The sequence below is a fragment of the Citroniella saccharovorans genome (assembly GCF_035481615.1).
GTDB lineage: Bacteria > Bacillota > Clostridia > Tissierellales > Peptoniphilaceae > Citroniella > Citroniella saccharovorans.
This window is the reverse complement of the sequence record NZ_JAYKOT010000003.1, coordinates 352,440-375,156: the sequence shown is the minus strand read 5'-3', so window position 1 is coordinate 375,156 and position 22,717 is coordinate 352,440. Positions and strand designations below refer to the sequence as shown.

Here is a 22,717-nt window from a genome sequence, read left to right as displayed (position 1 = left end):
TATATCTTTGTAATATTAAGACTTTAATATTTCAATAATTTCATCCTGCGCCTGTCTACCCTCTCTAAAAAATCTTAAAAGTGGATAACAATGACACATTCCTTCACCCACGATGATTTTATATGGAGCCTTATATTTCTCCATTGCCTTTTTAAAGTATTCTGCAAAAGCATAAAGGCATTCATTTCCTCCGTAATAAAAGTAAGTTTTTGGAAAGTCTGAAAAATCTCCCTTCGTTCCGTCTAACATATATTCAGGTAAGTCTTCATCCCCTTTTACGATTTCTCTTGCAGTTTTAAAATAGGTAGGTTCAATCATTATGTCTTTATGGTTAAGGGCATTTAATTTTTCCCATACTTCTTTATTTTCCTCAAGACTTACATCAGGAAGTCCACCAGGAGATACTGAAATTATTTTCCCAGCCATTGGCAAAGGTCTGCCTAATGCATTATTATGCAAAAAAATTCCAAGGGCTAAACCAGCACCTGATGAAAATCCAAGGACACTTATGTTCTCTGCCTTATAAGTTTCGGTCATTAGCCTATAGGTTTCAAAACAAACTTCATAGGTTTTATCCACCTTTAAATCTTCCGAGCAAAGAGGATAAAATAAAAACCAAAGGTCTTTGCCGGTTTGTTCCATTATTCTTTCTGCCAAAGCAAAATCCAATTTGTCCGGTGGTGTAATCATTCCTCCGCCGAAGAAATATAGGACTGCTCCCTCTGCAGGATCCTCATTCTTTTGATATGAAAGGAGCCTGTAACCCATTACCTTTCTTGCAATGAGATAGTATTTTTTTCTCTTGGCTCTCTTCTTTGCCTTATATAAATCAAATACCGCCTTTGCATTTTCTTTCTTTGCATACTCTAGCATCTCTTCCTTGTTCTTTAAAAACATTTTTTTAACACCGGCAAGTCTTACTGTTGTCGATGCAATTTTATAAGTTAAACTCATTTCACAGTTCCCATCAATACTCAATTAATCACAATTTTTCAAATTTTACTAATACTTATTCTTGTAACTTTTTCATTCTCTATCGCCTGTAATAAAATAATCACAATAATCTGCTCCATTTGCTATGGTCCCTTTTCTGTGAAGTACTCCATGCTCAAGACTTATCATAAGCTCATCAAGTTCACAGAATAGGGGCATTAATTCATCTACCCCCAACTTCTTTGTATAAGCACAAATGGGACAACGAGTAATTCTGTAATAGCAAGCACCCTCATAGGGTTCTCCCTCAAAATCAACTTTAAAGGACGTTGGATAGAGCTTTTCTTTTTCCTCTGTGTACCACTTGTAATACTTAAGAATATTTTTCTTATTAGCTTTTTTGCCCTTCTCAGTATTGAGATTAGTCAAGGAAAAATACCATTTGACAAAATAAAGAGATTGGCGCATCATTTCCTGGATGGTCTCCGGTGGAATTTTTTTCTCACTTGCTATATATGGAGCAACAAAGACCAGGGCGAACATCTCATTGTATGCCATGGGATTGTCCTCGCCGATATCGTCCATATTTTTTACAAGTTCTCGATAAATTTTTTTGCTATTTTTAATAATTTCTGAAGCATATTCTTTATCATATTTTTCTATAAGAACTTTCTTCATTGGACCTTTAAATAATAAGAAATAAAAACCTTTGTATTTCATCTTGCACACCCCATCAACTTTCTAATTTTTTATAGTAATTTATATACAATTTTATTTTCTTCCAATAAGAAGAGTTGAGCCGTAAAGTCCTAATAATAAAGCTTCTTTGTGGTTCATAAAAATATCCTTTGTTGTATCAATTAATTGCACATCTTCGTAGCCATCTTTTTTAAGCTGTTCGATAAATTTATTCATATCACCGTATCTTGACTTGCTCATCAAATCATGAATAACAAAAACTCCACCCTTTTTAAGTACACGAAATGTTTCCAGTAAAAGTTTTTGTTTATTTTTTCCCGTTATATTGTGATAAACATAGTTGCTTGTTACTGCATCAAAACTTTCATCTTCAAAAGGAAGATTCACTGCATTTCCTTCTTCAAATCTCGCATTTTCTATTCCATCTAATTTTGCATTATTTTCACAGAGCTCTTTAGAAAATTCACTTTTATATGAGCCTCTCCATATGTCACAACCCACCATGGTCGCCTTTGGATTTTTCTTTGCGCAAGCAATTGTAAGTGGGCCGCTACCACATCCTACATCTAAACCCACGCCACCATCTGGGATCTTTACATAGTCGGCAGTCCCCTCTATTATGACTTTGGCAAGCTTTCTTTTTCCGTTGTAATCAAAAGCCCTATATAAAAATCTCATCCAGCTTGCAAAGAAAATAAGTATCAACGTTGCAAGCCCAAGAATAAGGGCACATATTAGACGAGTTCTTCCACTAAATACAAAATCACTGACACCAAAGGCTATAAATAGGATGAAAGCTGCAAGGCTTGCAAATATTAAATTCTTTAACAAGCTTGCAGGGACCCAATTTTTGTAGTCAGCCTTTGTTTTATCGTCATCCATAAAATTTACTTGTTTCATAAAATTTCCTCCTGTAAATAATAAATTTTCTAAAATTTGTCTTGTCTACTAAAATAATAATTTTAATCTCTAACCATATAATCTTATAAATTCATATTAGTATAGGTTATCAATAAGGTTAGGTAGTAAACAAAATATAGTAAGTTGAACCAGCCTCCGCGAATAATCATATGAATTCCCTTTGGCAACCTATCAGCAAGAGGAGTGAAAATCAAAAGAAATATAGGTGTAAATAGGGTTTGCCATCTTGGAAATACTGTAAATCCAAATACAATTATCAATGCTATTCCTATATTTGCTAGTGCCATTATTCCAAAAACTATTTTTGCTTGAAATTTTAAAAATTTTAAAAATTCATCAAGGGCTCCCTTATTTTCGTGCCTTGATAAAAGACCTAGATAGGCACATTGAATGTGATAAGCGCCTCCTAGTATCATGCCAAAAATATTTATTAAAAATACAAACCAAGCGACATTTAAATACTTTTCTTGTGTTGCCAAAACAATATGAAAAAACCCAATACAATAAATAAAAGCACATATTGGCCCTAAAAGACCACCAAGGTATAATCTTTTTATGCTGACATTTTTCATTATGCCAATAATATTATTTATAGTATCTCTGCCATCGTAATCATTTGGATCATAATATAAAATCATGTCTCCCAAAAACATCATGAATGAACCCAAGAGACCTATTAAGATACATTTGTTTAAGATCATAAGTCTAACTCCTTTTTATATTAAATGATATTTATTATCAATATTATTATAGCATATAACACAGATTCCTTTCAATTATATGATTTGCTGAGTTAAACTAAATAAAAAAATAAAGGCAGTACAAGACTGCCAATTTTTATCATATTGAAATAATCCATACCACTTGCAGGTTCTTCGAAATAGACAAACGGAGAATCCTTGCACATAAGAGATACTATTGCAAGGCTTTGCTTCTGTCCTCCTAATAAATAAACTCTTCTGCTATTTTTGTTTTTTCTATTAAGTTCTTGTAAACTTTTGATTTTTGTAAAAGCTCTCTATGTTTGCCCTCACTTTCTACTTTTCCATTTTCAAGAACTATTATCTTATCTGCATTTTCTATAGATTTCATTCTGTGTGAAATGATGACAACAGTTTTATCTTTCATTAAATTATTTAAAGACTCCTGAATTTTTTTCTCGTTTTCAACATCAAGGCTTGCTGCTATCTCATCTAAGATCAATATCGGTGCATTTTTTAAGAAGGCTCTGGCTATTGATAATCTTTGTCTTTCTCCGCCTGATAACTCAGCTCCGTTCTCACCAATAACTGTATCGTAACCATTCGGCATATTCTCGATGAAGTCCATACAATTGGCAAGCTCTGCAGCTCTTTTTACTTTTTCGTCACTTGCATCTTGCTTTCCAAGTCTAATATTTTCCATAACACTTTGATTAAAGAAAACTACATTTTGGAAAACAATGGACACCTTGTCAAAAAGGGATTCTGTTGATATTTCTTTTATATCTTTGCCATCGATTAAGATTTTCCCCGCATCAAGTGGATAACGTTTGAAAAGCCGCATGGTATAAGCATCGACGACAAAGGTTGGAAAATGGAAGGCATAGAGCAGAACGGAATCTGCCGTCTCGTTGCCCACGCCATGAACACCTAACAGATCCTTACGGACATCGCTTAAAGGAAGATTTTGAATCCGTTTCACATCGCAGTCGTAGCTCATAAACCACTCGGTTAAGACTTTAAGATACTGCAATTTTTGTTTATAGATGCCTGACTGGCGGATGAGGTCTTGAAGCTTCTCCAATGGCAGATGATGAATGCGTTCCGGCGTCATGTCGTCCTCGAATTGTCCGATGGCCTTTTCTGCATTCGTCCCTGCCGTATTTTGCGTGAGAATAGCTCCGTTCATCACTTCATAAGGTGTCTTTGCCAGCCACCATTGGAGGTCGCCGTAATGTAAAAACAGCGTTTGATGTATTTCAGATAGGGAATTATTTATCCGCTGTTTCTCCATCGCTTCTTTCGCCAATCAGGCTACAAAAGTCGTCAAAATTATCAGGATAGGCATTGGAACCACTAAAGCTAACCGTCCTTTGTCCATTCGAAAAATGAAGTTCCAGACTCCACTGTGTACCATCTTGAACCTCGGGGTTGTCATACCGTGATTTCCATTTCCCGAAGTGCAAATCTTGCAGTGCCTGCATAAAGCTTTCTTTGCTATCTGGATAATCAACCGTCTGTTCCTCGACGGATTCCTTATCGTATGGATGTTCTTTTTTAACTTTCATGCACTCATCATAAAATGTGATGGTTGTCGTTACATGCCCATCAAAGTATCCACCGATAGAAAAGACGAGATTAGAAAGATAAGGAATACTGTCATCTATTTTTGCTGCTCGCTGTGCGGCATTATTTGAGGCAGAGCCCACTAAAAGTACAAAGGGTACAATTAAAGCAATTAAATAAAATATCTTTTTCATAACCACCGCTCCCAATTTAATTAGTAAATGGATTGTTCCGTCTAAATAGGTAGTGCTTGGTTCAATCCAAACATTATTATTTCCCCATCCATTATTTACAATTACATAATTACCATCAACAGTGCTAGTAAAATATCCACACCTAATAATCCAATGTTCACCAAATTTAGGATGATTAGTCGTTCCAATCATAATCGGTCTACTCTTATTTATTTGAGTCTTTACTCTCGAAAAGCTTAAACTAGTTATGGCGTTTGCACTATTGTTAACATTTCTCGCATTAAAATAATTGTCTAAGCCATTTTATAAATCACTATAAGTCCTACCACCAGAACCTACATACTGTTGCATTATTCTAACGACACTTATACGTTCCTATTCCATCCAAGTCGAAAACCAAATAAATACAAGTCCCAAGTTCTCTTGCTATTTCATTTGCAACTTTCATTGATGGTTCTATTTCATTTTTTTCAAGCAAACTTATATATTGCCTTGAAATATCCATATTTTCGACAAGCTTTGCTTGCGTAATTCCTTTTTATTTCCTAAGTTCTTTTATTTTATTTTTCATTCCATTCCTCTTTTATTTAAGTATATAACTTTACAATAGATTTGGCAAGTGGGACTTGTAAAGCTGTTTTGTCAAGTTTTTTGTCACTTTCTATTGGCAACCTCTATAAAACCTTTTTTTCTCTCTCAATGAGGAAATACTTCGGCAAAAACTACTTAGTTGCATAAAAAAGAGCTTTCCAATTCTCTGTTTATGCTGTTTTTATCGCTGTTTACCACATTCTTCTTCATTTTGAGTAGACTTATACAAGGCATGCACCGCACGCCAAACACATGCTCTACCCGACAGCGGATTTTGCTTCGCTGTCGATTGCTTTCCTGCTGCTCTGCGCTTAGCGGTCTATTCCTCACTGCCAGTTTCATGATTCTGTTTTCAACATCCCTTCCCACTCCACCGATTCATTCAGACGTACCAGGCTGTCTTTAAGCTGTTCAAGCTTCTTTATGTGATTGCTCTCAGCTAAAAAATTAATCGTCTTCATATGCCCTGTACATCAAAGAAGCGCTTGTTGGAACAGGTTTTTAGAGATGGCCAATATAAAAATCTAAAGATTGATAATAAATATCCTTTTACACTTAATTACTTAATTCTATACATCAAACAGACAGTCTCCACGTGCGTTGTCTTTTGCTTGGGAACATAATTTTTTATCCTCGGCATTCTTGCGGGAGCACAGTTTATTAATGTCATTGCCTTTGGCATTTTTTCTTTTATCTTTAAAGTTATTAGAATTTTGACTATCTTTAGCCCCTGTTTTGAAATAGAATGTTAAGTCATAAGGATGAACGGTTCCGTCTTTGTCGATTCTGCCAACCACGACTTTATCAACTATGCTTTCAAATACTGTTCTATTAAATTCCTCTATAATTTCTTTGTTTTCTAAGACCTTTTTAAATTGCTTTAGTCTTTCTTTAATGGAGTTTTCATCTTTGATAGTTAGCTCTAGTGTTTTCTTTTCATCAAGTAATTCTTCTTTTTGCTTTGTCAGTTTTTTATACTTTTTAGAATAAACTTCTTCATCTATGCTATCTTCTAAATGAAGATCAACTAACTTTCTTTCTTGACTAATGATTCTATTTAAATGATTTTCTATCTTTTTCAGATCCTTGACTAATGTATTATCATTTATTTCTTCTTCAACAATCTTTAAAAAGTCATCTATTACTGTTGAATCTGCATGGCATAATTGCCTATAGCTTTCAACAAATGCTTTTTCTATTGCTGCTTCTTGTATTCCCTTTGAATGAGGGCAATATTTTTTACCTTTTTTTGTTGACTTTACACATTGCCAGTTAATTTTTTTATAAATTGAACTTGTGTGCCAAGTTCTTCTTGACAGTATTTCTCCACAAAATCCACATTCCAGCATACTTGAAAAAGCGTATTGCCTTGATAGTTTCTCTCTTTTTCTATCCTTGTTAGCAATAGTGTTTCTGTTTTGTGCTCTCCTGAGTCTAATCTCCTGTGCCTTTTCAAAATCTTCTTTTGATATAATTGGCTCGTGATGATTTTCAATGTGGTATTTATCAGATTCACCAAAGTTTGCTAGTCTTCTTTTTGTTATGGGATCAACTGTAAAAGTTTTTCCCATTAGTATATCTCCAATATACTTTTCATTTTTAATTATTCCTAACACTGTAGTATCAGACCATTTTGTTTTACCTCTAGGAGTAAGATATCCTTGCTCTTCTAGTTCTCTACCAATGACTGAGCCACCATTGCCCTCTAAATATCTTTTAAAGATGTATCTGACAATTTTAGCTTCTTCTTCATTTATAGAGATACTTTTTGTTGTAGGATCATAGTCGTATCCAAGGCAACCTTGAAAACCAATAAGTTCCCCTTTTTCCATTTTCATTTTCAGTCCTTTTTTCACATGGGCTGAGGTATTTTCTACTTCTTGTTGAGCTACTGAACTTAATATTGTTAATAGTAGCTCTCCATCCATTGTCAAAGTATCTATATTTTCTTCTTCAAATACTACACCAACGTTATTTTCCTTTAGAAGCCTTACATATTTCAAAGTATCTAATGTATTTCTAGCAAATCTTGATATAGATTTAGTAATTATCATGTCTATATCTCCATTTTGACAATCACTAATTAGTCTCATGAAATCAGCTCTTTTACTAGCAGTTGTTCCTGTTGTTGCTTCATCTGCGTATATACCAGCCAAAGTCCAGTTCTTATTATTTTTTATTAGATTTGTGTAATACTCAACTTGCGATTTATATGATTCAAGTTGGTCTTTACTATCTGTACTTACTCGACAATATGCTGCAACACGTTTTAAATCTAAATGTAGTGCATTTCTATTTCTTGCTCCTGAATTTGAAGCTTTTATTAATTTTACTTTAGTATTCATTTTACCTCCTTCCCATTTTGTATCTTTCTACAGTGTTATTATATCACAAGATTAACTACTTTCTATCTCTCTTCTTATAATCATTTTCTATTCTATTTTTTATTTTTGTATATTCCTTATCATTAATTAATTTAAGATCATAAAGTCTACATAACATAGCAACTCTCATGCTATAAATCTTTATTGCTTGCATTTTAACCTCCTATGTAAGTTATTTTTTTACCTTGATAAGTGAATTAAATTTGAAAAATTCTAATCTCACCTAAGCAACTTCAAGAATCTTCACACTTCAAAGTATTTGGATTTTTATAAAAAGATGATAAAACACCCCTCACTTTATAAAGTGAAATTTGTCCTCTTTGGTAACCAGAATTTTTATTTTTTTATAGTATTTTTGAATTTTAATGATTAATTTGAACATAAAAAGAGGACTTATGCTATTGGGCATAAATCCTCTAAAATGAAAGAAACTCTTTCGATTGTTATTTGTATTTAGTTTTTCAAACCAATTTTATCCATCCTATTTAATTCCCCAAACATCATTACTACACCAGCTATTATCATAATTAAATCTACAAAGGGTTCTGCAAACCATACTGCTTTAACTCCAAATATCATTGGTAAAATAATCATGGCAGGTACGAATAAAAATAACTGTCTTAGCATTACTATTATGCCGGCTTTTTTAGCGTTTCCTATTGATTGGAAGAATGTTATAGTCATTACCATTACTCCATATAGGATAAAGATAGAATAAAATAGTCTAAAGTTTCCTATTCCCTGAGTTATAATACTTTCTTCTACTCCAAATAAAGACAGAATATTCTTTGAAAATGCTAATGCTGGTATCCAAAATATTGATGCAAGAACTAATCCTCCGATAGAAAATACTTTCATAGCTTCTTTTACTCTGTCGTATTTTTTCGCTCCAAAATTTGTACCAACTACAGGTTGTAAACCTTGACTCATTCCCCAAAGTGGAATGAATGAAAAGGCATATATTCTAAGTGTTGCTGCCATCAAGATAGCATTTGTATCTCCGCCATATTTAAATGACATTTTATATAGCATTGTTTGTTGAATCATAAATAAAATTTGCATCATCATAGCAGATGACCCTACGCCAAACATTTCTTTTTTTATTTCCTGATCAGGTTTGATTTTATTTATTTTTACTGCTTTACTTTTATATTTGAAGTAATGGAGTGTTATTATCGCTTGAACAAATTGTGCTGTAATAGTTGCAAGTGCAGCCCCTTCTATTGCGTATTTTCCCATTAATTTCATTAGAATTGGATCAAGAATTATGTTTAAAAAAGCCCCTAGCCCCATAATGAGCATTGCTTTTTTCATTAATCCTTCTCCACGCATAACCATGTTTGCTGATTGAGTAAAGTTTACAAATAAAGAACCAATGAAAATTACTCGTAAATATCTGATACCATATTCTTTAATTTCTCCACTTGCTCCAACCATATCTAAAAAATGTGGTGCAAGTAAAATTCCACCTATTGTAATAATTGATGAGAATAGGATAACCCAAAAGATTAAATTCCCCATAATTTTATCAACTGTTTTTTGGTCACCCTTTCCTATAGCTCTTGATAAAACTGATGCTGAACCTACACCTATGAGTGTAGATACTCCACTATTAAAAAAGGTAAGTGGCATAGCTACACCACAAGCTGTCATTGCAGTTTGTCCTATAATATTTCCTGCAAAAATTCCATCCATTAGTGGATAAAGACCTATTACTATCATTCCTATTACAGCAGGGACAGATAATTGAAAAAGTAAATCTATGGGTCTTTTTGTTAATAATTGTTCTTTCATATCTTGTTTCATAAAATCATCCTCTATTAAATTTTATTCAATTTTCCAACCAGTAGCTTTTTCTCTTTTCTCAATAAAACTCTTGTATATGTGTGATTTTTCCATAAGCTCTTTATGTTTACCAATACTTTCAATATTTCCTTTATCCATAACAACAATTTGATCAGCATTTTTAATAGTTTCAAGTTTATGTGCAATCACAATTACAGTTTTATCTTTTAACAAATTGTTTAAAGCAGTTATAAGTTGTTGTTCATTTTCTGGATCTACACTTGAAGTAGCTTCGTCAAGAATAACAATTCTGCTTGGTTTTAACATAGCTCTTGCTATAGATATTCTCTGACGCTCTCCTCCAGATAAATTTGAACCACCCTCTTGTAAAACTGTGTCATAACCATCTGACAACTTCATAATAAATTCATGACACTGTGCTTGCTTAGCAACATTAATAACTTCCTCATCACTAGCTTCTGGATTTCCGAACTTAATGTTGTTTTTTATAGTGTCATCAAATAAATAGACGTCTTGAAAAACAAAAGTGAAATTAGATAACAGATTGTCATACCTAAAATCTTTTATGTTATTATCATCAATCAATATTTCTCCAGAATCTACATCCCAAAATCTAGCTATCAAATTACAAAGTGTTGTTTTTCCACTTCCAGAACCACCTACAATTGCTGTAGTCTTACCTTTTGGAATATCTAAATTTAAACGGTTAAATAAGTTCTGTTCGTCATATGAGAAGTCAACGTCCTTTAGATTTATATCTCCTTTTTCGAAGCTTGTTCTTGTGCCTTCTGAAATTGTTGGTAAATTCCTAAGTTTAGCAATTGAATCCAAGTTTTGTATAGCTATTCCTCTAACGTTTTGCATACTTCCAGCCATTTCAAAACCAGAAAAAACAATAAAACTAGACACTACAAGCATTACAGCTTTATAGTGATCAATTTCTCCTATACAAAATCTATAAATAGCTGAAAATATAATAAGACAAATCCCTAATTTAAATATAATTAGAAATATCAAAGCAGCAGGTGCTACAGTTTTTTCAACATTTATAAAGCCTCTTCTATTTTTATAAATCTCTCTGTCCAATTCTTTAGTCATTTCACCACTTTTCCCAAATGATTTAATAACACTAATACCTTTAACATACTCTAAAGTAGATGCGTTTAGATTTATTTTTAACGCTTGTAATTTTTTAGTCAACTCATCTGATTTCTTTTGAAAGATAACATTGCATAACATTCCTAAGAATAAAGTTCCTAAAATTATAGAACCTGTAACTATATCAAACGGAATCATAAATATCGCCATTATTATAGTTTGAATTACTCCCACAAATAAAGTTTCTATTATATTAACTCCTACGGTTTCAAGTTCACCTATAACTGTGGTTAATCCGCCTGAAATGTTTCCAAGGCGATTACTGCTAAAATATCCCATATTCACTTTTTTTAGCTGATCACCTATATATAGCCTATTTTCTGCTCCCATATTGTAAGTTGCGATGTATTTATTTCTATCAGCCATATAACTAGATAATATTTTCCCTACTACACTTAGTAGAGCTATTGCAAATACGAAATAGATGTCTTCTTGTGTAATATTTCTTCCTTCAAATATATTTTGAAATATTTTAAGTAAAAGCAACATTGTAGCTCCAAGGGATATTCCTTCAAATATACTTTTTAATACTTCAAAGAAAAACATCTTGCTAATTTTGGAAGATTCTTTTCCAGCGACCCAATATAACTTGTGAATTAATTCTTTCATTTACTCACCCCTATCGTTTGATAAACTTATGTGTGATTTCCACATTTTTGCATATGTTTCACTTTTTCCAAGAAGTTCTTTATGAGTTCCTTCTGCTTCAATTTCCCCATTGTTTAATACTATGATCTTATCGGCTCCTATTATTGTAGAAAGCCTATGAGCAATCATGATAACAGTTTTATTTTCTACTAATGCATCTATCGATTTTTGAATTTCAGCTTCATTATCTGGATCAGAATATGCTGTTGCTTCGTCTAATAAAACTATTGGGCTATCTTTAAGCAAAGCTCTTGCTATTGTAAGTCTTTGTCTCTCTCCTCCAGACAAGTTGCTCCCAGATTCTCCAATTATGGTTTCATATCCATTAGGAAGACTCATAATAAAGTCATGACAAGAAGCTTTTTTACAAGCGTCTTTTATCTCTTCAATACTAGCATTTTGATTTGCCATTCTCATATTATCTATGATACTTTTCCTAAATAGATAGTTTTCTTGTGATACATAGGTTACAAGTTCCATGTTCTTTTCAAGAGAAACATCTTTAAGATTTACATTTCCTACAGATATTTTCCCTTTATTAATGTTCCAATATCCCGCAATTAGCTTAGCAATAGTGGATTTTCCACCGCCAGAATAGCCAACAATAGCTGTAAGTTTATTTTCTTTTGCACTAAAGGATAAGTTATCAAAAACTTTTTTCTTATCATTATAGGCAAAACATACATTTTCAAAATTAATATCGTATGATCTTATTTTTTCCTCTCCATTACATCGTTCTAACTCTGGTAACTCCATAACATTTTTTATTTCATCTATTACAACTCTTACATTCGCCATAGTATCCATATGACTCATAGCTTTAATCAAAGGTTTGTAGCAGGCATAAGATAATAAAACACACATTATTAGATTGCCTACTTCAATACTTCCATTCATATACAAGTATAAAGAAGTTGGTAAAACAAATAATAAAGTTGATGGTAAAACTTCCATTGCTGCTGTCATATAGAAACAAACACTTAAATACCAATTTAGCATACTGTCTCTATTACTATTTACAGCATCTACAAATTTTCCATATGATGATGCAGATTTATTGAATGCCTTTATAACTTGAATACCTCTAATATATTCAACAGCTGTTGTATTCATGTTTTTTGCGGCTTCTTGATAATTTCGTGATTTTTCTTCATATCCACCCATCATTAGAATTGAAAATAACACCCCTAGTGGTAATGTAATAAGATTTGCAATTCCAATCCTCCAATCCATTATAAAAATAATAACTACTAAAGCGATTGGAATGATAAGATTAGCTATTACTTCAGGAATAACATGAGCTATCGGTTGCTCAATTTTATTCAAAGTTTCTACCATAAACTGAGTCCATTCTCCACTAGATCGTTTTTCAATCTCTCCCATTGATAATCTATTAATTTTTCTTACAAGTTTCTTCCTCTCATCCTCTATTATGCGAAATGCTAAATTGTGAGAAATTAAAGTTGAAATCTCATGAAAAATAACACTTCCTATTAACCCACCTAAAATAAGCAAAATTGGTCTTTTATAGAATTCTAAATCTGTATTACTAATTGCTATATTTTGAGTAATCTTAGCTAAAGCAAAATATGGTACAACACTACAAAAAACACCAATTACTGCAATAATAACTGATGATAAAATTTGTCCTATATGCTTTTTTAAAACTTCCATTACGCACCTCCTAAATTATTTAGCCTCCATAGCTATTAACAGCTGTCCTATATTATCAATATAAAAATCTTCTGTTATTATCCCATTCTCTAGTTTTACAAGTCTATCACACGTCTTTGCTATAAATTCAATATCATGAGAAATTATCAAAAATTTTGTTCCTTTTTTTTGTTCCTCTTTGATTAATCTCCCCACCTTATCCATACTCCTGAAATCAAGCCCTGATGTCGGCTCATCCAATATAATAAAAGGTGTTTCTCTCAACATAGCTACGCATAGAACCAATCTCTGTTTTTGACCACCTGATAAAGTTGCTGGATGCTTATCTCTTATATCAAATAATCCAACTTTTTTTAAAAGTTCCTCTGCTTTCGTGATATAATCTTCTCTATTTTTTAACCCAGTTAATAATTCATCCATCAAATCTTCCCCAAATAATTGAGAGTCTAAATCTTGAGGAATATACCACACTTTGCTTAACCTCATCTTTTTATTAGCTTTGAGTCCATTTATCTTTATTTCTCCATCAGTCTGATTTTGAATCCCAGAATAAATTTTACCGAGTGTACTTTTACCTGTTCCATTTATTCCTACTAAAGCAATAGTCTCATTGCTATCAAATTTAAGTGACACATCTTTTAGTACGAAATTATTTTTATATTTTTTACTAATATTTTTCACTTCAAAATCAAAAGAATTGTCACTACTAATTTCTTTTTCTTTAACTTTGTGGTCATCTATAACAATATCATTAAGATTTATTGAGCGTAAGCCCAATGCATTTAAGTCTTTTGAACTGATTTTTTCAAATTCTTCTGCTTTATAACTATTTATTAAAGATCCATTTTGTATCAATAAATACCTATCAGCTATTCCTTTTAAATAAAATAACCTATGCTCAACAATTACTATAGTTTTTCCTTCATTTTTTAAGTCCATTACAAGTTTTGAAAATTTATATATTGATTGTAAATCAAGATTTGCAGATGGTTCATCAAATACATAAATAGATGGTTCGATAGCTCTCGCTGAACAAATTGCTACTTTTTGCCTAATTCCATAGGATAAATTGTATATCCTATTATTTAGCAATTTATCAATATTCATTTTCTCAGTTGATTCATTTACTCTTCTTATTATTTCATCACGCTTATATCCCAAATTTTCCGGTCCAAATGCAATTTCTCCATTAACTTCATTGGAAAAAAATTGGCTTCTAGGATCTTGAAATACATTACCGACTAACTTTGCTATTTCCCAGGATTTTAAATTTCTGATAGATTTGCCATCAATAAATACTTCTCCATCTAAATTTCCTTCGTAAAAATTTGGAATTAATCCATTTATAGCCCTTGTCAAAGTAGACTTGCCACATCCCGACTCCCCTATAATTACACAACATTCACCATCTTTAATGTCTAAATTTATATCTTTCAACTGTTCATCTTTATTGCTATTATACGAAAAAGATAATTTTCTAATTTCCAGTTTATTATCCAATGGTGCACCTCTCATATAAGACATAATATAAATAAAACAAAGCTTGCAGTTATTATAATTATGTCTAATTTACACAACTTGTTACTATAATATGAATCCCTTTTTATTGGGTTTTCAATTCCTCTAACAATCGCTGCTGCTGATAATTCATCTCCTACTTTTATAGAACGAAAAATTAAAGGAACTATAGCATATTCAAGAGTCCTCAAAGGATTTGATAAAATATGAAAAAAGTTACCTGTAAATCCCCTTACTTTCATAGCTTCTTTTATTGTTCTAAATTCCCCAGCAATTGTTGGTACAAATCGAATAATTACCGTTAATATAAGTACAAAATTTCGTGGCAACATTAATTTGTGAAATATTGAAATTAATTTTCCTGATGGTATCTTAAAAGTTAAAAATCCTGCCATGATTGGAACTATGAATTTATACAACATTCCCAAAAGCATTGGTGAAATTATAACTACACCACTTGGTATCATTTTTAATAACCAAAATGTAGTAAAACTATATATCATAAAATAAATTATGCTCTGTTTGATAAAACCAAAATATGCTAAAAGCATACAAAGCCATCCTACAAACAGAGCATGCATATAGTAACTTTTTGTAAATATTGACACCATACAGGAAATAATAGTTAAAAAAAGACAAGTTATTCCACTTATTTTTTCTATTTTCATTTCCCATATATCTCCATTTACTCTAAAATACCCGCCTTTTTAAAGTGCTTTTTAAGAATTTTTTGTGCAAACAAAACACCTAAAGCAGATAATATAACGGTTATTGTTACACCTAATAATAGTAGTTTTGGTGAAGATACCAAATTATATTGCAATGTTAATGTCTTATCTGCAAACCCACTCTCTAAAGCTTGCTTTTGATAAGATTCCCAAGCTATCCAACATGGAACTCCTATTCCCATGAACATACCAGCACCATAAACACTCCAGCCAATCATATTTCTTATTGGATTTATATAAGTGTCTTTGCCTATCATTACTATTTCGCACAAAATAGCAAATCCAATAAAATATGGAAGCATAAACACATAACCCATAGCTGCTGTGATAAGACCATAAATTAATATCCATATAAATAATAGCCCGTGTTTATTAAGTCTGTTAGCTGCTACTAAGTAGAAAATAGCTCCTATAAACATTTCAATTCCAGCAGTACCATAAATATATACAACCGGAACAGCAACCATACTCATTCCAATAACAATAGATATTGCATAAAATAAAGCAATCATAATAGCTACTGTTACTACATCTTTTGTAGTCATTTTTTTATTGTTCATAAAACACCTCCGTTAATTAATAAAATGTACATAGAATGTGTATAGAGAATATTTACAAAAAAATATCCATCTCAACTTTATTATAAAGTAAGATGGATATTTCCTTTATAACCTGACAGCTCTTTATTTGCTCTAAAAAGGTCAGATGGATTTTTTTCTATATTCTTGAGGAGTTTGCCCAAAATGTTTTTTGAATGACTCAGAAAATTTACTAGGATTCAAATATCCTGACAAATCAGAAATCTCTCCTATTGACATTAAGGGTTTATGAATTAATAATTTAGCAGCGGCTTCTAAACAATTTTCCCTAATAAAATTACCTATTGAGCTTCCAGTTATGTATATGAAACATCTCTTCAAACTGGATTCTGAAATAGCATATTTTTTTGATAAATCAGAAATAGAATATCTTTCAAAAGGATTATTTAGAATCGTCTTATATGATTCTACAGTTGCTTTATATACTGGTTCTGAAAAAGATGTTAACTTAAAAGTATCTGAACTTTCAACTAAATTTAAAAATAATAACAACTCTATTGTTTTTATAATTGAATAAGAAAGTCTTATTCTAGAATCTACTCTATAAAGTTCACTAATAACATGGTCTATCTCATGACGTGAATGAATAATTAAAGCTGCACCATTTTTACACAGACGATCTTTTATTTCTAACAAATCAATTTTTGCATACGGAAAGTATTTGTCAATAGATTTTTGTGCCTTTTCAATATCAATAAATATTGAAAGTCCCACATATTTTTTTGTTGGTATGCACGAATCTTCAAAAGGAACTTTGCCTATTTCGATTACACTTAGATCGCCTTTACCTATCAGAGCGCGTTCATTATTTTCAAGTTTAAACTCATAACATCCCTCTAAACAATGATCTATTTCTAAAACCCCGCTTTTAGGATTTATTTTTTGATATGCTGTCTCCATATTTAGGTTATTATAAGATAATTGAACACCTTCAAATAAATTGTAGCAACGCATTTCGCCACAGCCAGTAGAATTTTCAATTGTATAAATTTTACATTCATCAGTAACCTTTTTTTCAGAAAAAATATATCCTTCAAGTACATTTTCTATAATATCTTCATGATTTAATTCCAAAACTCTACCTCCTAATGCATCATAATAATTAATTAAATTATACCCAAAAATTAGATTTTATACTAAAAATACACTATAGCATATTAATCGTACATCTATATTTTAAGCTTTTCTATTAGATACAAACATTTCAATTTTATGGTATAATGATAGTAATTAAATAACACGCTTAACGCTAATAACTTTAATAGCAAGCACAGTAAGTGTGTACCCACTTACGAAAAATTAATGGAGCAGACCTTTACGGAATGCTCCATTTTTTTAATTTTTACCTTGTTAGGGAGAACCCTAAGACCCCAATATTTTATGATAAGGAGAACTACTATGGATAATAGAAAAAGAAATAATCAACTAAAAATATATTTAACAGATGAAGAAAAAGAAATTTTTGAAAAGAAAATGAAACTTGCAAATTGCAAAACAATGTCCCACTTTCTTAGGAAATGTGTATTAGAAAAAGAAATTTATGTAGTAGATTTAGAACCATTTAGAAACCTACAATGGCTACTTTCAAATGCAACAAATAATATAAACCAGATTGCAAAAGCTACTAATACAACTGGTATTATATACAAAAATGAAATTGAAGCAATGAATAAAGAAATAGAAAAATTATCAAGAGAAATATGGCAAATCCATTCCCTACTTCTAAATAAATCAAAAGAAAGTTCTGGTGATTAGTATGGCAATTACAAAAATACATCCTATAAAATCAACCCTAAATTTGGCAATAGACTATATAACTAAGAGTGAAAAAACTGATGAAAAAATCTTGATATCTTCATTTAAATGTCATCCATCTACTGCCCACATACAATTTATGAAAACACGAGAAGATAATGATACTAAAGGTAAAGTTTTGGCTAGACATTTAATCCAATCTTTTCTACCAGGAGAGGTTGATCCTATAAAAGCTCACGAAATTGGAATGGAGTTATGCAAGAAAATTTTAAAAGAAGATTATGAATTTGTTCTTGCAACTCATATTGATAGAGGGCATATCCATAACCATATTATTTTTAATAATGTTAATTACAAGACTGGTAAATGCTACCAATCTAACAAAAAAACTTACCATAAAATCAGGTATCAAAGTGATGAATTGTGTAAAGAAAATAAGCTTTCAGTCATTGATAAATATTATGAAGCTTACAAAAGAAAATATAAAACTGCTGGTAAATCTTGGTACGAATATGACCAAAACAAGAAAGGAAATTCTTGGAAGTCTAAACTGCAATTTGATATAGATAGAATGATTAATAAGTCTAAATCTTGGGAAGAGTTTTTAGAAAATATGAAGTCTATTGATTATGAAATTAAGTTTGGTAAACACATTGCTTTTCGCCATAAAGATAAGCAAAGGTTTACAAGAGCGAAGACTATCGGAGAAGATTATGCCGAAGAAAAAATCAAAGAAAGAATAGATTTAGCTATTAAAAACAAAGCTAATCCTATTAAAAAACGTGTAGGAAATGTTATTGATATATCTACTAATAAAAAAGCTCAGTCCTCTAAAGGTTATGAAGTTTGGGCAAGAAAACATAATATAAAAACAATGGCTGACTCTATAATTAAGCTTAGAGAGCAAGGAATTAATTCAATTACTCAACTCGATGATCTAATAAAAAAATCTGCCAATGATAGACAAGACTTGTTAGATAAAATAAAGAAAATTGAAACTAAGATGAAGAGTTTATCCCAAGATATGGAAAATATAAATACTATAAATAAGTATCGTGAAATATATAAATACCACAAGAAAAATCCTGAAGATAATCAATTTGCAGATGAGTATTATAGCGAACTTTCAGTTTATAAAATAGCTGCTAAAGAAATATTAGAAAACTATAAAAAACTACCAAATACAAAAGAAATACTATCCAAACTTGATAAATTGCAAGAAAAAAAGAACACCCTTATGCAAGAGTATTCTTTGAATAAAGAACAATTTTCTGACCTTGTTCTGTATAGAAAAAACTATGAAAATTATTATGGGAAAGAGGTGGAGAGGTAAAATACTCCACTTTAATTACTATCATTCCCATTCAAATAGAGTGTTAAGTTCCTTATATTCTTCTTCGTATTTATCTTGATTTATAGAGGCTCTTAATTTTTCATCATCAATTCCTATAATTTCACCTATTTCACTTTTAATAAATAGATCAGGATATTTATCTAATAAAAATATTGCCATGGTTCTTGAAAATCCTAAATTTTGTATATCGATTATTTTTGGATTAGTAGTTCCATAATCAATATACTCTTCCCAATCACACTCAAGATCTAAATCGCATGAACGTAATATTGATTGATAATTACCTACATAGGTTTTAATCTTATATTTAATATTATTCTCTAAATTTTTAATCAAGTTATTAATAAGCGTATTAATATGAAGAGAGTTATTTTTATCAAACTTTACGTTATACATATTTCCATCTTTACGTAAACTTATATATTTATTTTCTCCAGAATTGTAATAATAGCTAATCGTTTTTTGAATTAAATATTTTAAAGGTTTAGAATTTATCCAACCTTCCATTAATGTAGCATAATAAGTTAGTTGTTCTTTGCTTCTTATCAGTGGATTATTTCCCTTGTTTTCAGTTCTTAGCCAATCGTATTCTTTACATAATATTTTTAATACTTCATAGCAACCTTCATAAGTAGTTTCTATAGGTAATAATTCTTTATCTCCATTAAAAACCTTATTTTGAATCTCAATATTTATATCTATACCTTCTGCTAAAATATTTCCAGGTATAGAGTTTTCATTCCTAATTTTTTTCAAAATATCTAACGAGTTATTTCCTGAATCTATAAATCTATCTTTTAAAATAGAATCGCTATTAACTGTATCATGATATAATAAAATATTACCATACATTTCTATGATTTTTTTGTCATCTTCAGATAAACTTTTGTTAGTATACTCATTCTTTGTATAGTAGTTGGCTATATTCTTATATAAATTCTTGTTATTTTTCATTAATATAATTGGCTCAACTTCTTTAATATTTTTATTCCTAAGAATTTGAACTTTTTTTTCATCTTTCCAATAACCTTCTTGATTATAAAGATTAACACAAAATATATTACCCGATAAATCTTTACTTAGTCTCCCTGCCCTACCCGCTAAATTCCAAAAATCAACATTGGTCATATTTGATAATCCAATTTTTTCACTTAAAATAAAGATATTTTTTGCGGGTAGATTTACTCCTTCTAAGAGTGTTGAAGTACAAAAAATAATTTTTATAAATCCTAATTTATATAGCTCTTCAACTTTTATTTTTATTTCTTCAGGAATTCCACCAAAATGATATGCAATGCCTTTTTTCAAGCAATATTTAAGATAATACTGCTCATGAACTTTTTCGTTTATTATATCAACTAGTTTATCTATATAATCATTTTTTACTTCTTCTAAAGTTTTTGCATATTCGAATGCTGTTGATATTGTCTTTTCTATAGTATTACAATAAACTATACTTTGTCTACCACTAGAAAAAGTCTTTAATATAGTGCCCAAATCTGTAATAACATTACCAGAAAAATTTAATTTAGGAAATAATATATTATCTCCATAATCACTAATTAAATAACTAGAGTCTGTATGACAATTAATAAAAAATCTATTTTGTGATACTGATTCAACTTTAACTGCATAACTTTCGTCGGGAGTATTATTTACCAATTCTAAAAATACTGATGGATTAGGAATATTTGGAGATGCAAAAAATATGTTTATACTTTTTCTTTTTGCCATAACTAATGCGTGGTACATTAATGGTGTTCTAGTATCTTTTATACTCAATAACTTGTGAGCTTCATCTACAAATAAATAATCTATTTTAGGATTAGTCCCATCTAAAAAGTAAGAAATTAACCTTTCTGGTGTAAAAACAAAAATATATTTTCCATCTTTTTTTCTTTAAAATTTTAGGTATTTCTGGAGAATTGATGACCTTATAACTGTATGATTTAACTAGATTTCTAATCTTATAAGAAACTTGGTTTATGAGTGCTTTAGTCGGAACAATAAAAGCTATATTATCTGACTGATTATGTTCTTCTATTAAGTATTTAGTAAAAGCTTCAAAAATAAATGATTTTCCAAATGACGTACTTCCAGAAAAACTAAAGTGATTATTATCTTTTAATTCATTAAATATTTTAAGTTGCTCATCTGTAAAAATTTCTTGAATTGGTGATTTGTTATATAATCTTTTAATTATTAAATCCAAATCAATTTCATCAATTCCAGTATTCTCAAATTTATTCCAAATTAGATTAATAGAAGGAAAATTTCCTAATTTGGTTAGCACATTCATAATGCTTAATTTTATAAACTGATTTTGTAAAAGTTCTTTAAACTCATATACAAGGCTTACTATTTTTAATGATAAATTTTTATGTTCAGCTTCAGACGATCTACATAGTATATCGGCAAATCTCATTAAATCAAACAATTCTTTGTCTGATAACTTAATTATAAACTCTTCATCTAATAATTTATTACAATAATTTTTTTCTAAATTGTATATTAAATTGATCAAATATTCGTCTTTAAATGCTTTTTCTGAAAGTTCAGCAATAAGATTATTCATGTTAAAATATCCTCTAAAATTTTTCTTCTTGTATTATCTATATCAGTGAATGGAACAATGTAGACAAAAAAAGTATGCCCTAATAAATTGTTGTCATTAATTTTTTTATATACCTTATTTTCAAAAGAATCTAATTCCAAGAGAATTTTTTTCTTAACTTCATCAATAAAATCACTGCTAGTACATTTCTTCGTCTCTTCTGATATATCTATTTCATAACCAATAAAAATAGAAAAAGCATCGTCTATGTGCAATTTTTTCTCATTTTTAGATGGATATATTATAAATTCTAATATAGCCTTATCCTCATCACTCAACTCAAAATTATCAATATTTGATGATATTAAATCTTTTTCATAATTTATACCACTTTTATTTTCTCCACTAGTATTTATCTCATTAATAAAATCATTTATAGATTTAAATGCTTCATATAAAGCATCTGATATATTTTTATATAACTTAGATTCCCCAAATATAAGTTTATATGTTCCGTCACAATTACTCAAAAGATGCACTCCATCTGATCCATTGACATACATTTTGTTAGATGTTTTCATCTCCATTTTTGTTAAAATTTTAGGGGCATTTAAATGACCCTCTAAAAAACAATATAAAAGCAATTCACCTAATTCACCTGTATTATTCAAGTATTCTTTAAACTTTTTACGTGCAATTTGTGATAATCTTCCAGGCTTATTTTGATATTTTGTTATATTTTTCTTGGATATAGCATAATCAATTACAGAATCTACTAATACTAAGGAAATTTGATTATAATCAAATTTCCTAGCATTTATTGGACACATAAAAATATTTAAATTCCCGTCATCTAAATTTGTACTTATAGGTATATCTTTTATATTTTGAAATATCTTAATTACATCTTTTGAATTTTGACTTACTATCAAAT

The 22,717-nt window shown here is 30.3% G+C and carries 21 protein-coding genes and 1 pseudogene; 2 read left to right on the top strand and 20 right to left on the bottom strand.

Annotation, left to right across the window (positions count from 1 at the left end; translation table 11 throughout):
* Positions 1–15: 15 nt before the first annotated feature.
* The 17 genes and pseudogenes from VLK81_RS04345 to VLK81_RS04270 form a co-directional block, all read right to left on the bottom strand.
* Positions 16–954, bottom strand: coding sequence for an alpha/beta hydrolase (locus VLK81_RS04345; RefSeq protein ID WP_324619457.1), 939 nt, complete (start codon positions 952–954; stop codon positions 16–18).
* A gap of 72 nt (positions 955–1,026) precedes the next feature.
* A complete protein-coding gene (locus VLK81_RS04340; RefSeq protein ID WP_324619456.1) occupies positions 1,027–1,653 on the bottom strand; it encodes an L-2-amino-thiazoline-4-carboxylic acid hydrolase in 627 nt (208 codons plus the stop codon).
* Positions 1,654–1,704: 51 nt separating this feature from the next.
* Positions 1,705–2,532: a class I SAM-dependent methyltransferase gene (locus tag VLK81_RS04335; RefSeq protein ID WP_324619455.1), complete on the bottom strand. Its 828-nt coding sequence runs from the start codon at positions 2,530–2,532 to the stop codon at positions 1,705–1,707.
* Positions 2,533–2,615: 83 nt separating this feature from the next.
* Positions 2,616–3,254, bottom strand: coding sequence for a DUF6796 family protein (locus tag VLK81_RS04330; protein WP_324619454.1), 639 nt, complete (start codon positions 3,252–3,254; stop codon positions 2,616–2,618).
* A 119-nt stretch (positions 3,255–3,373) separates the two neighbouring features.
* Positions 3,374–3,502: pseudogene (locus tag VLK81_RS09775) on the bottom strand (ABC transporter ATP-binding protein); the annotation flags it as partial.
* Complete coding sequence (locus VLK81_RS04325) at positions 3,496–4,443, bottom strand: ATP-binding cassette domain-containing protein (RefSeq protein WP_324620459.1); 948 nt, start codon at positions 4,441–4,443, stop codon at positions 3,496–3,498. The gene VLK81_RS04325 and the pseudogene VLK81_RS09775, both read right to left, overlap by 7 nt.
* A gap of 82 nt (positions 4,444–4,525) precedes the next feature.
* Positions 4,526–5,206: a hypothetical protein gene (locus VLK81_RS04320; RefSeq protein ID WP_324619452.1), complete on the bottom strand. Its 681-nt coding sequence runs from the start codon at positions 5,204–5,206 to the stop codon at positions 4,526–4,528.
* 163 nt (positions 5,207–5,369) lie between these two features.
* A complete protein-coding gene (locus VLK81_RS04315) occupies positions 5,370–5,546 on the bottom strand; it encodes a helix-turn-helix transcriptional regulator (RefSeq protein WP_324620457.1) in 177 nt (58 codons plus the stop codon).
* Positions 5,547–6,174: 628 nt separating this feature from the next.
* On the bottom strand, positions 6,175–7,950 hold the full coding sequence (locus VLK81_RS04310; protein ID WP_324619451.1) for a recombinase family protein: 1,776 nt from the start codon (positions 7,948–7,950) through the stop codon (positions 6,175–6,177).
* 55 nt (positions 7,951–8,005) lie between these two features.
* Positions 8,006–8,143, bottom strand: coding sequence for a hypothetical protein (locus VLK81_RS04305; RefSeq protein ID WP_004838640.1), 138 nt, complete (start codon positions 8,141–8,143; stop codon positions 8,006–8,008).
* A gap of 299 nt (positions 8,144–8,442) precedes the next feature.
* Positions 8,443–9,795, bottom strand: a complete 1,353-nt coding sequence (locus VLK81_RS04300; protein ID WP_142961811.1) for an MATE family efflux transporter — start codon at positions 9,793–9,795, stop codon at positions 8,443–8,445.
* A 21-nt stretch (positions 9,796–9,816) separates the two neighbouring features.
* Complete coding sequence (locus tag VLK81_RS04295; protein WP_142961810.1) at positions 9,817–11,562, bottom strand: ABC transporter ATP-binding protein; 1,746 nt, start codon at positions 11,560–11,562, stop codon at positions 9,817–9,819.
* Entirely contained in the window at positions 11,563–13,275 is a 1,713-nt protein-coding gene (locus tag VLK81_RS04290; RefSeq protein WP_142961809.1) for an ABC transporter ATP-binding protein, read from the bottom strand.
* Between the two features lie 15 nt (positions 13,276–13,290).
* On the bottom strand, positions 13,291–14,799 hold the full coding sequence (locus tag VLK81_RS04285) for an ABC transporter ATP-binding protein (protein WP_142961808.1): 1,509 nt from the start codon (positions 14,797–14,799) through the stop codon (positions 13,291–13,293).
* The gene (locus VLK81_RS04280; RefSeq protein ID WP_000687642.1) at positions 14,787–15,461 is read right to left on the bottom strand and encodes an energy-coupling factor transporter transmembrane component T family protein; all 675 of its coding nucleotides are present in this window, start codon (positions 15,459–15,461) and stop codon (positions 14,787–14,789) included. Before VLK81_RS04280 ends, VLK81_RS04285 begins: the two co-directional genes overlap by 13 nt.
* Before the next feature lie 17 nt (positions 15,462–15,478).
* Complete coding sequence (locus tag VLK81_RS04275) at positions 15,479–16,081, bottom strand: MptD family putative ECF transporter S component (protein ID WP_324619450.1); 603 nt, start codon at positions 16,079–16,081, stop codon at positions 15,479–15,481.
* A gap of 141 nt (positions 16,082–16,222) precedes the next feature.
* Complete coding sequence (locus VLK81_RS04270) at positions 16,223–17,194, bottom strand: helix-turn-helix domain-containing protein (RefSeq protein ID WP_005953739.1); 972 nt, start codon at positions 17,192–17,194, stop codon at positions 16,223–16,225.
* 324 nt (positions 17,195–17,518) lie between these two features.
* Between VLK81_RS04270 and VLK81_RS04265 the strand changes: the two genes are divergently transcribed.
* Together VLK81_RS04265 and VLK81_RS04260 are read left to right on the top strand one after the other, a co-directional pair.
* Positions 17,519–17,875 carry a plasmid mobilization protein gene (locus tag VLK81_RS04265; protein WP_142961806.1) on the top strand — a complete coding sequence of 119 codons (357 nt, stop codon included), beginning with the start codon at positions 17,519–17,521 and terminating at the stop codon, positions 17,873–17,875.
* Position 17,876: 1 nt separating this feature from the next.
* On the top strand, positions 17,877–19,208 hold the full coding sequence (locus VLK81_RS04260; RefSeq protein ID WP_142961805.1) for a relaxase/mobilization nuclease domain-containing protein: 1,332 nt from the start codon (positions 17,877–17,879) through the stop codon (positions 19,206–19,208).
* Between the two features lie 21 nt (positions 19,209–19,229).
* Here the strand turns inward: VLK81_RS04260 and VLK81_RS04255 are convergent, their stop codons facing one another.
* The 3 genes from VLK81_RS04255 to VLK81_RS04245 are packed head-to-tail and all read right to left on the bottom strand — an operon-like array spanning position 19,230 to position 22,715.
* Complete coding sequence (locus VLK81_RS04255) at positions 19,230–21,011, bottom strand: hypothetical protein (RefSeq protein WP_324619449.1); 1,782 nt, start codon at positions 21,009–21,011, stop codon at positions 19,230–19,232.
* Positions 21,012–21,054: 43 nt separating this feature from the next.
* On the bottom strand, positions 21,055–21,804 hold the full coding sequence (locus VLK81_RS04250) for a DEAD/DEAH box helicase (protein ID WP_324619448.1): 750 nt from the start codon (positions 21,802–21,804) through the stop codon (positions 21,055–21,057).
* A complete protein-coding gene (locus tag VLK81_RS04245) occupies positions 21,801–22,715 on the bottom strand; it encodes a HamA C-terminal domain-containing protein (RefSeq protein ID WP_072537657.1) in 915 nt (304 codons plus the stop codon). Before VLK81_RS04245 ends, VLK81_RS04250 begins: the two co-directional genes overlap by 4 nt.
* Between the last annotated feature and the right edge of the window lie 2 nt (positions 22,716–22,717).

Excerpts from the sequence above, each read along its gene's own strand:
- VLK81_RS04345 (WP_324619457.1), bottom strand. The coding sequence starts at position 954 with ATGAGTTTAACTTATAAAATTGCATCGACAACAGTAAGACTTGCCGGT.
- VLK81_RS04340 (WP_324619456.1), bottom strand. The coding sequence starts at position 1,653 with ATGAAATACAAAGGTTTTTATTTCTTATTATTTAAAGGTCCAATGAAG.
- VLK81_RS04335 (WP_324619455.1), bottom strand. The coding sequence starts at position 2,532 with ATGAAACAAGTAAATTTTATGGATGACGATAAAACAAAGGCTGACTAC.
- VLK81_RS04330 (WP_324619454.1), bottom strand. The coding sequence starts at position 3,254 with ATGATCTTAAACAAATGTATCTTAATAGGTCTCTTGGGTTCATTCATG.
- VLK81_RS04325 (WP_324620459.1), bottom strand. The coding sequence starts at position 4,443 with ATGAACGGAGCTATTCTCACGCAAAATACGGCAGGGACGAATGCAGAA.
- VLK81_RS04320 (WP_324619452.1), bottom strand. The coding sequence starts at position 5,206 with ATGATTGGAACGACTAATCATCCTAAATTTGGTGAACATTGGATTATT.
- VLK81_RS04310 (WP_324619451.1), bottom strand. The coding sequence starts at position 7,950 with ATGAATACTAAAGTAAAATTAATAAAAGCTTCAAATTCAGGAGCAAGA.
- VLK81_RS04305 (WP_004838640.1), bottom strand. The coding sequence starts at position 8,143 with ATGCAAGCAATAAAGATTTATAGCATGAGAGTTGCTATGTTATGTAGA.
- VLK81_RS04300 (WP_142961811.1), bottom strand. The coding sequence starts at position 9,795 with ATGAAACAAGATATGAAAGAACAATTATTAACAAAAAGACCCATAGAT.
- VLK81_RS04295 (WP_142961810.1), bottom strand. The coding sequence starts at position 11,562 with ATGAAAGAATTAATTCACAAGTTATATTGGGTCGCTGGAAAAGAATCT.
- VLK81_RS04290 (WP_142961809.1), bottom strand. The coding sequence starts at position 13,275 with ATGGAAGTTTTAAAAAAGCATATAGGACAAATTTTATCATCAGTTATT.
- VLK81_RS04285 (WP_142961808.1), bottom strand. The coding sequence starts at position 14,799 with ATGTCTTATATGAGAGGTGCACCATTGGATAATAAACTGGAAATTAGA.
- VLK81_RS04280 (WP_000687642.1), bottom strand. The coding sequence starts at position 15,461 with ATGAAAATAGAAAAAATAAGTGGAATAACTTGTCTTTTTTTAACTATT.
- VLK81_RS04275 (WP_324619450.1), bottom strand. The coding sequence starts at position 16,081 with ATGAACAATAAAAAAATGACTACAAAAGATGTAGTAACAGTAGCTATT.
- VLK81_RS04265 (WP_142961806.1), top strand. The coding sequence starts at position 17,519 with ATGGATAATAGAAAAAGAAATAATCAACTAAAAATATATTTAACAGAT.
- VLK81_RS04260 (WP_142961805.1), top strand. The coding sequence starts at position 17,877 with ATGGCAATTACAAAAATACATCCTATAAAATCAACCCTAAATTTGGCA.
- VLK81_RS04250 (WP_324619448.1), bottom strand. The coding sequence starts at position 21,804 with ATGAATAATCTTATTGCTGAACTTTCAGAAAAAGCATTTAAAGACGAA.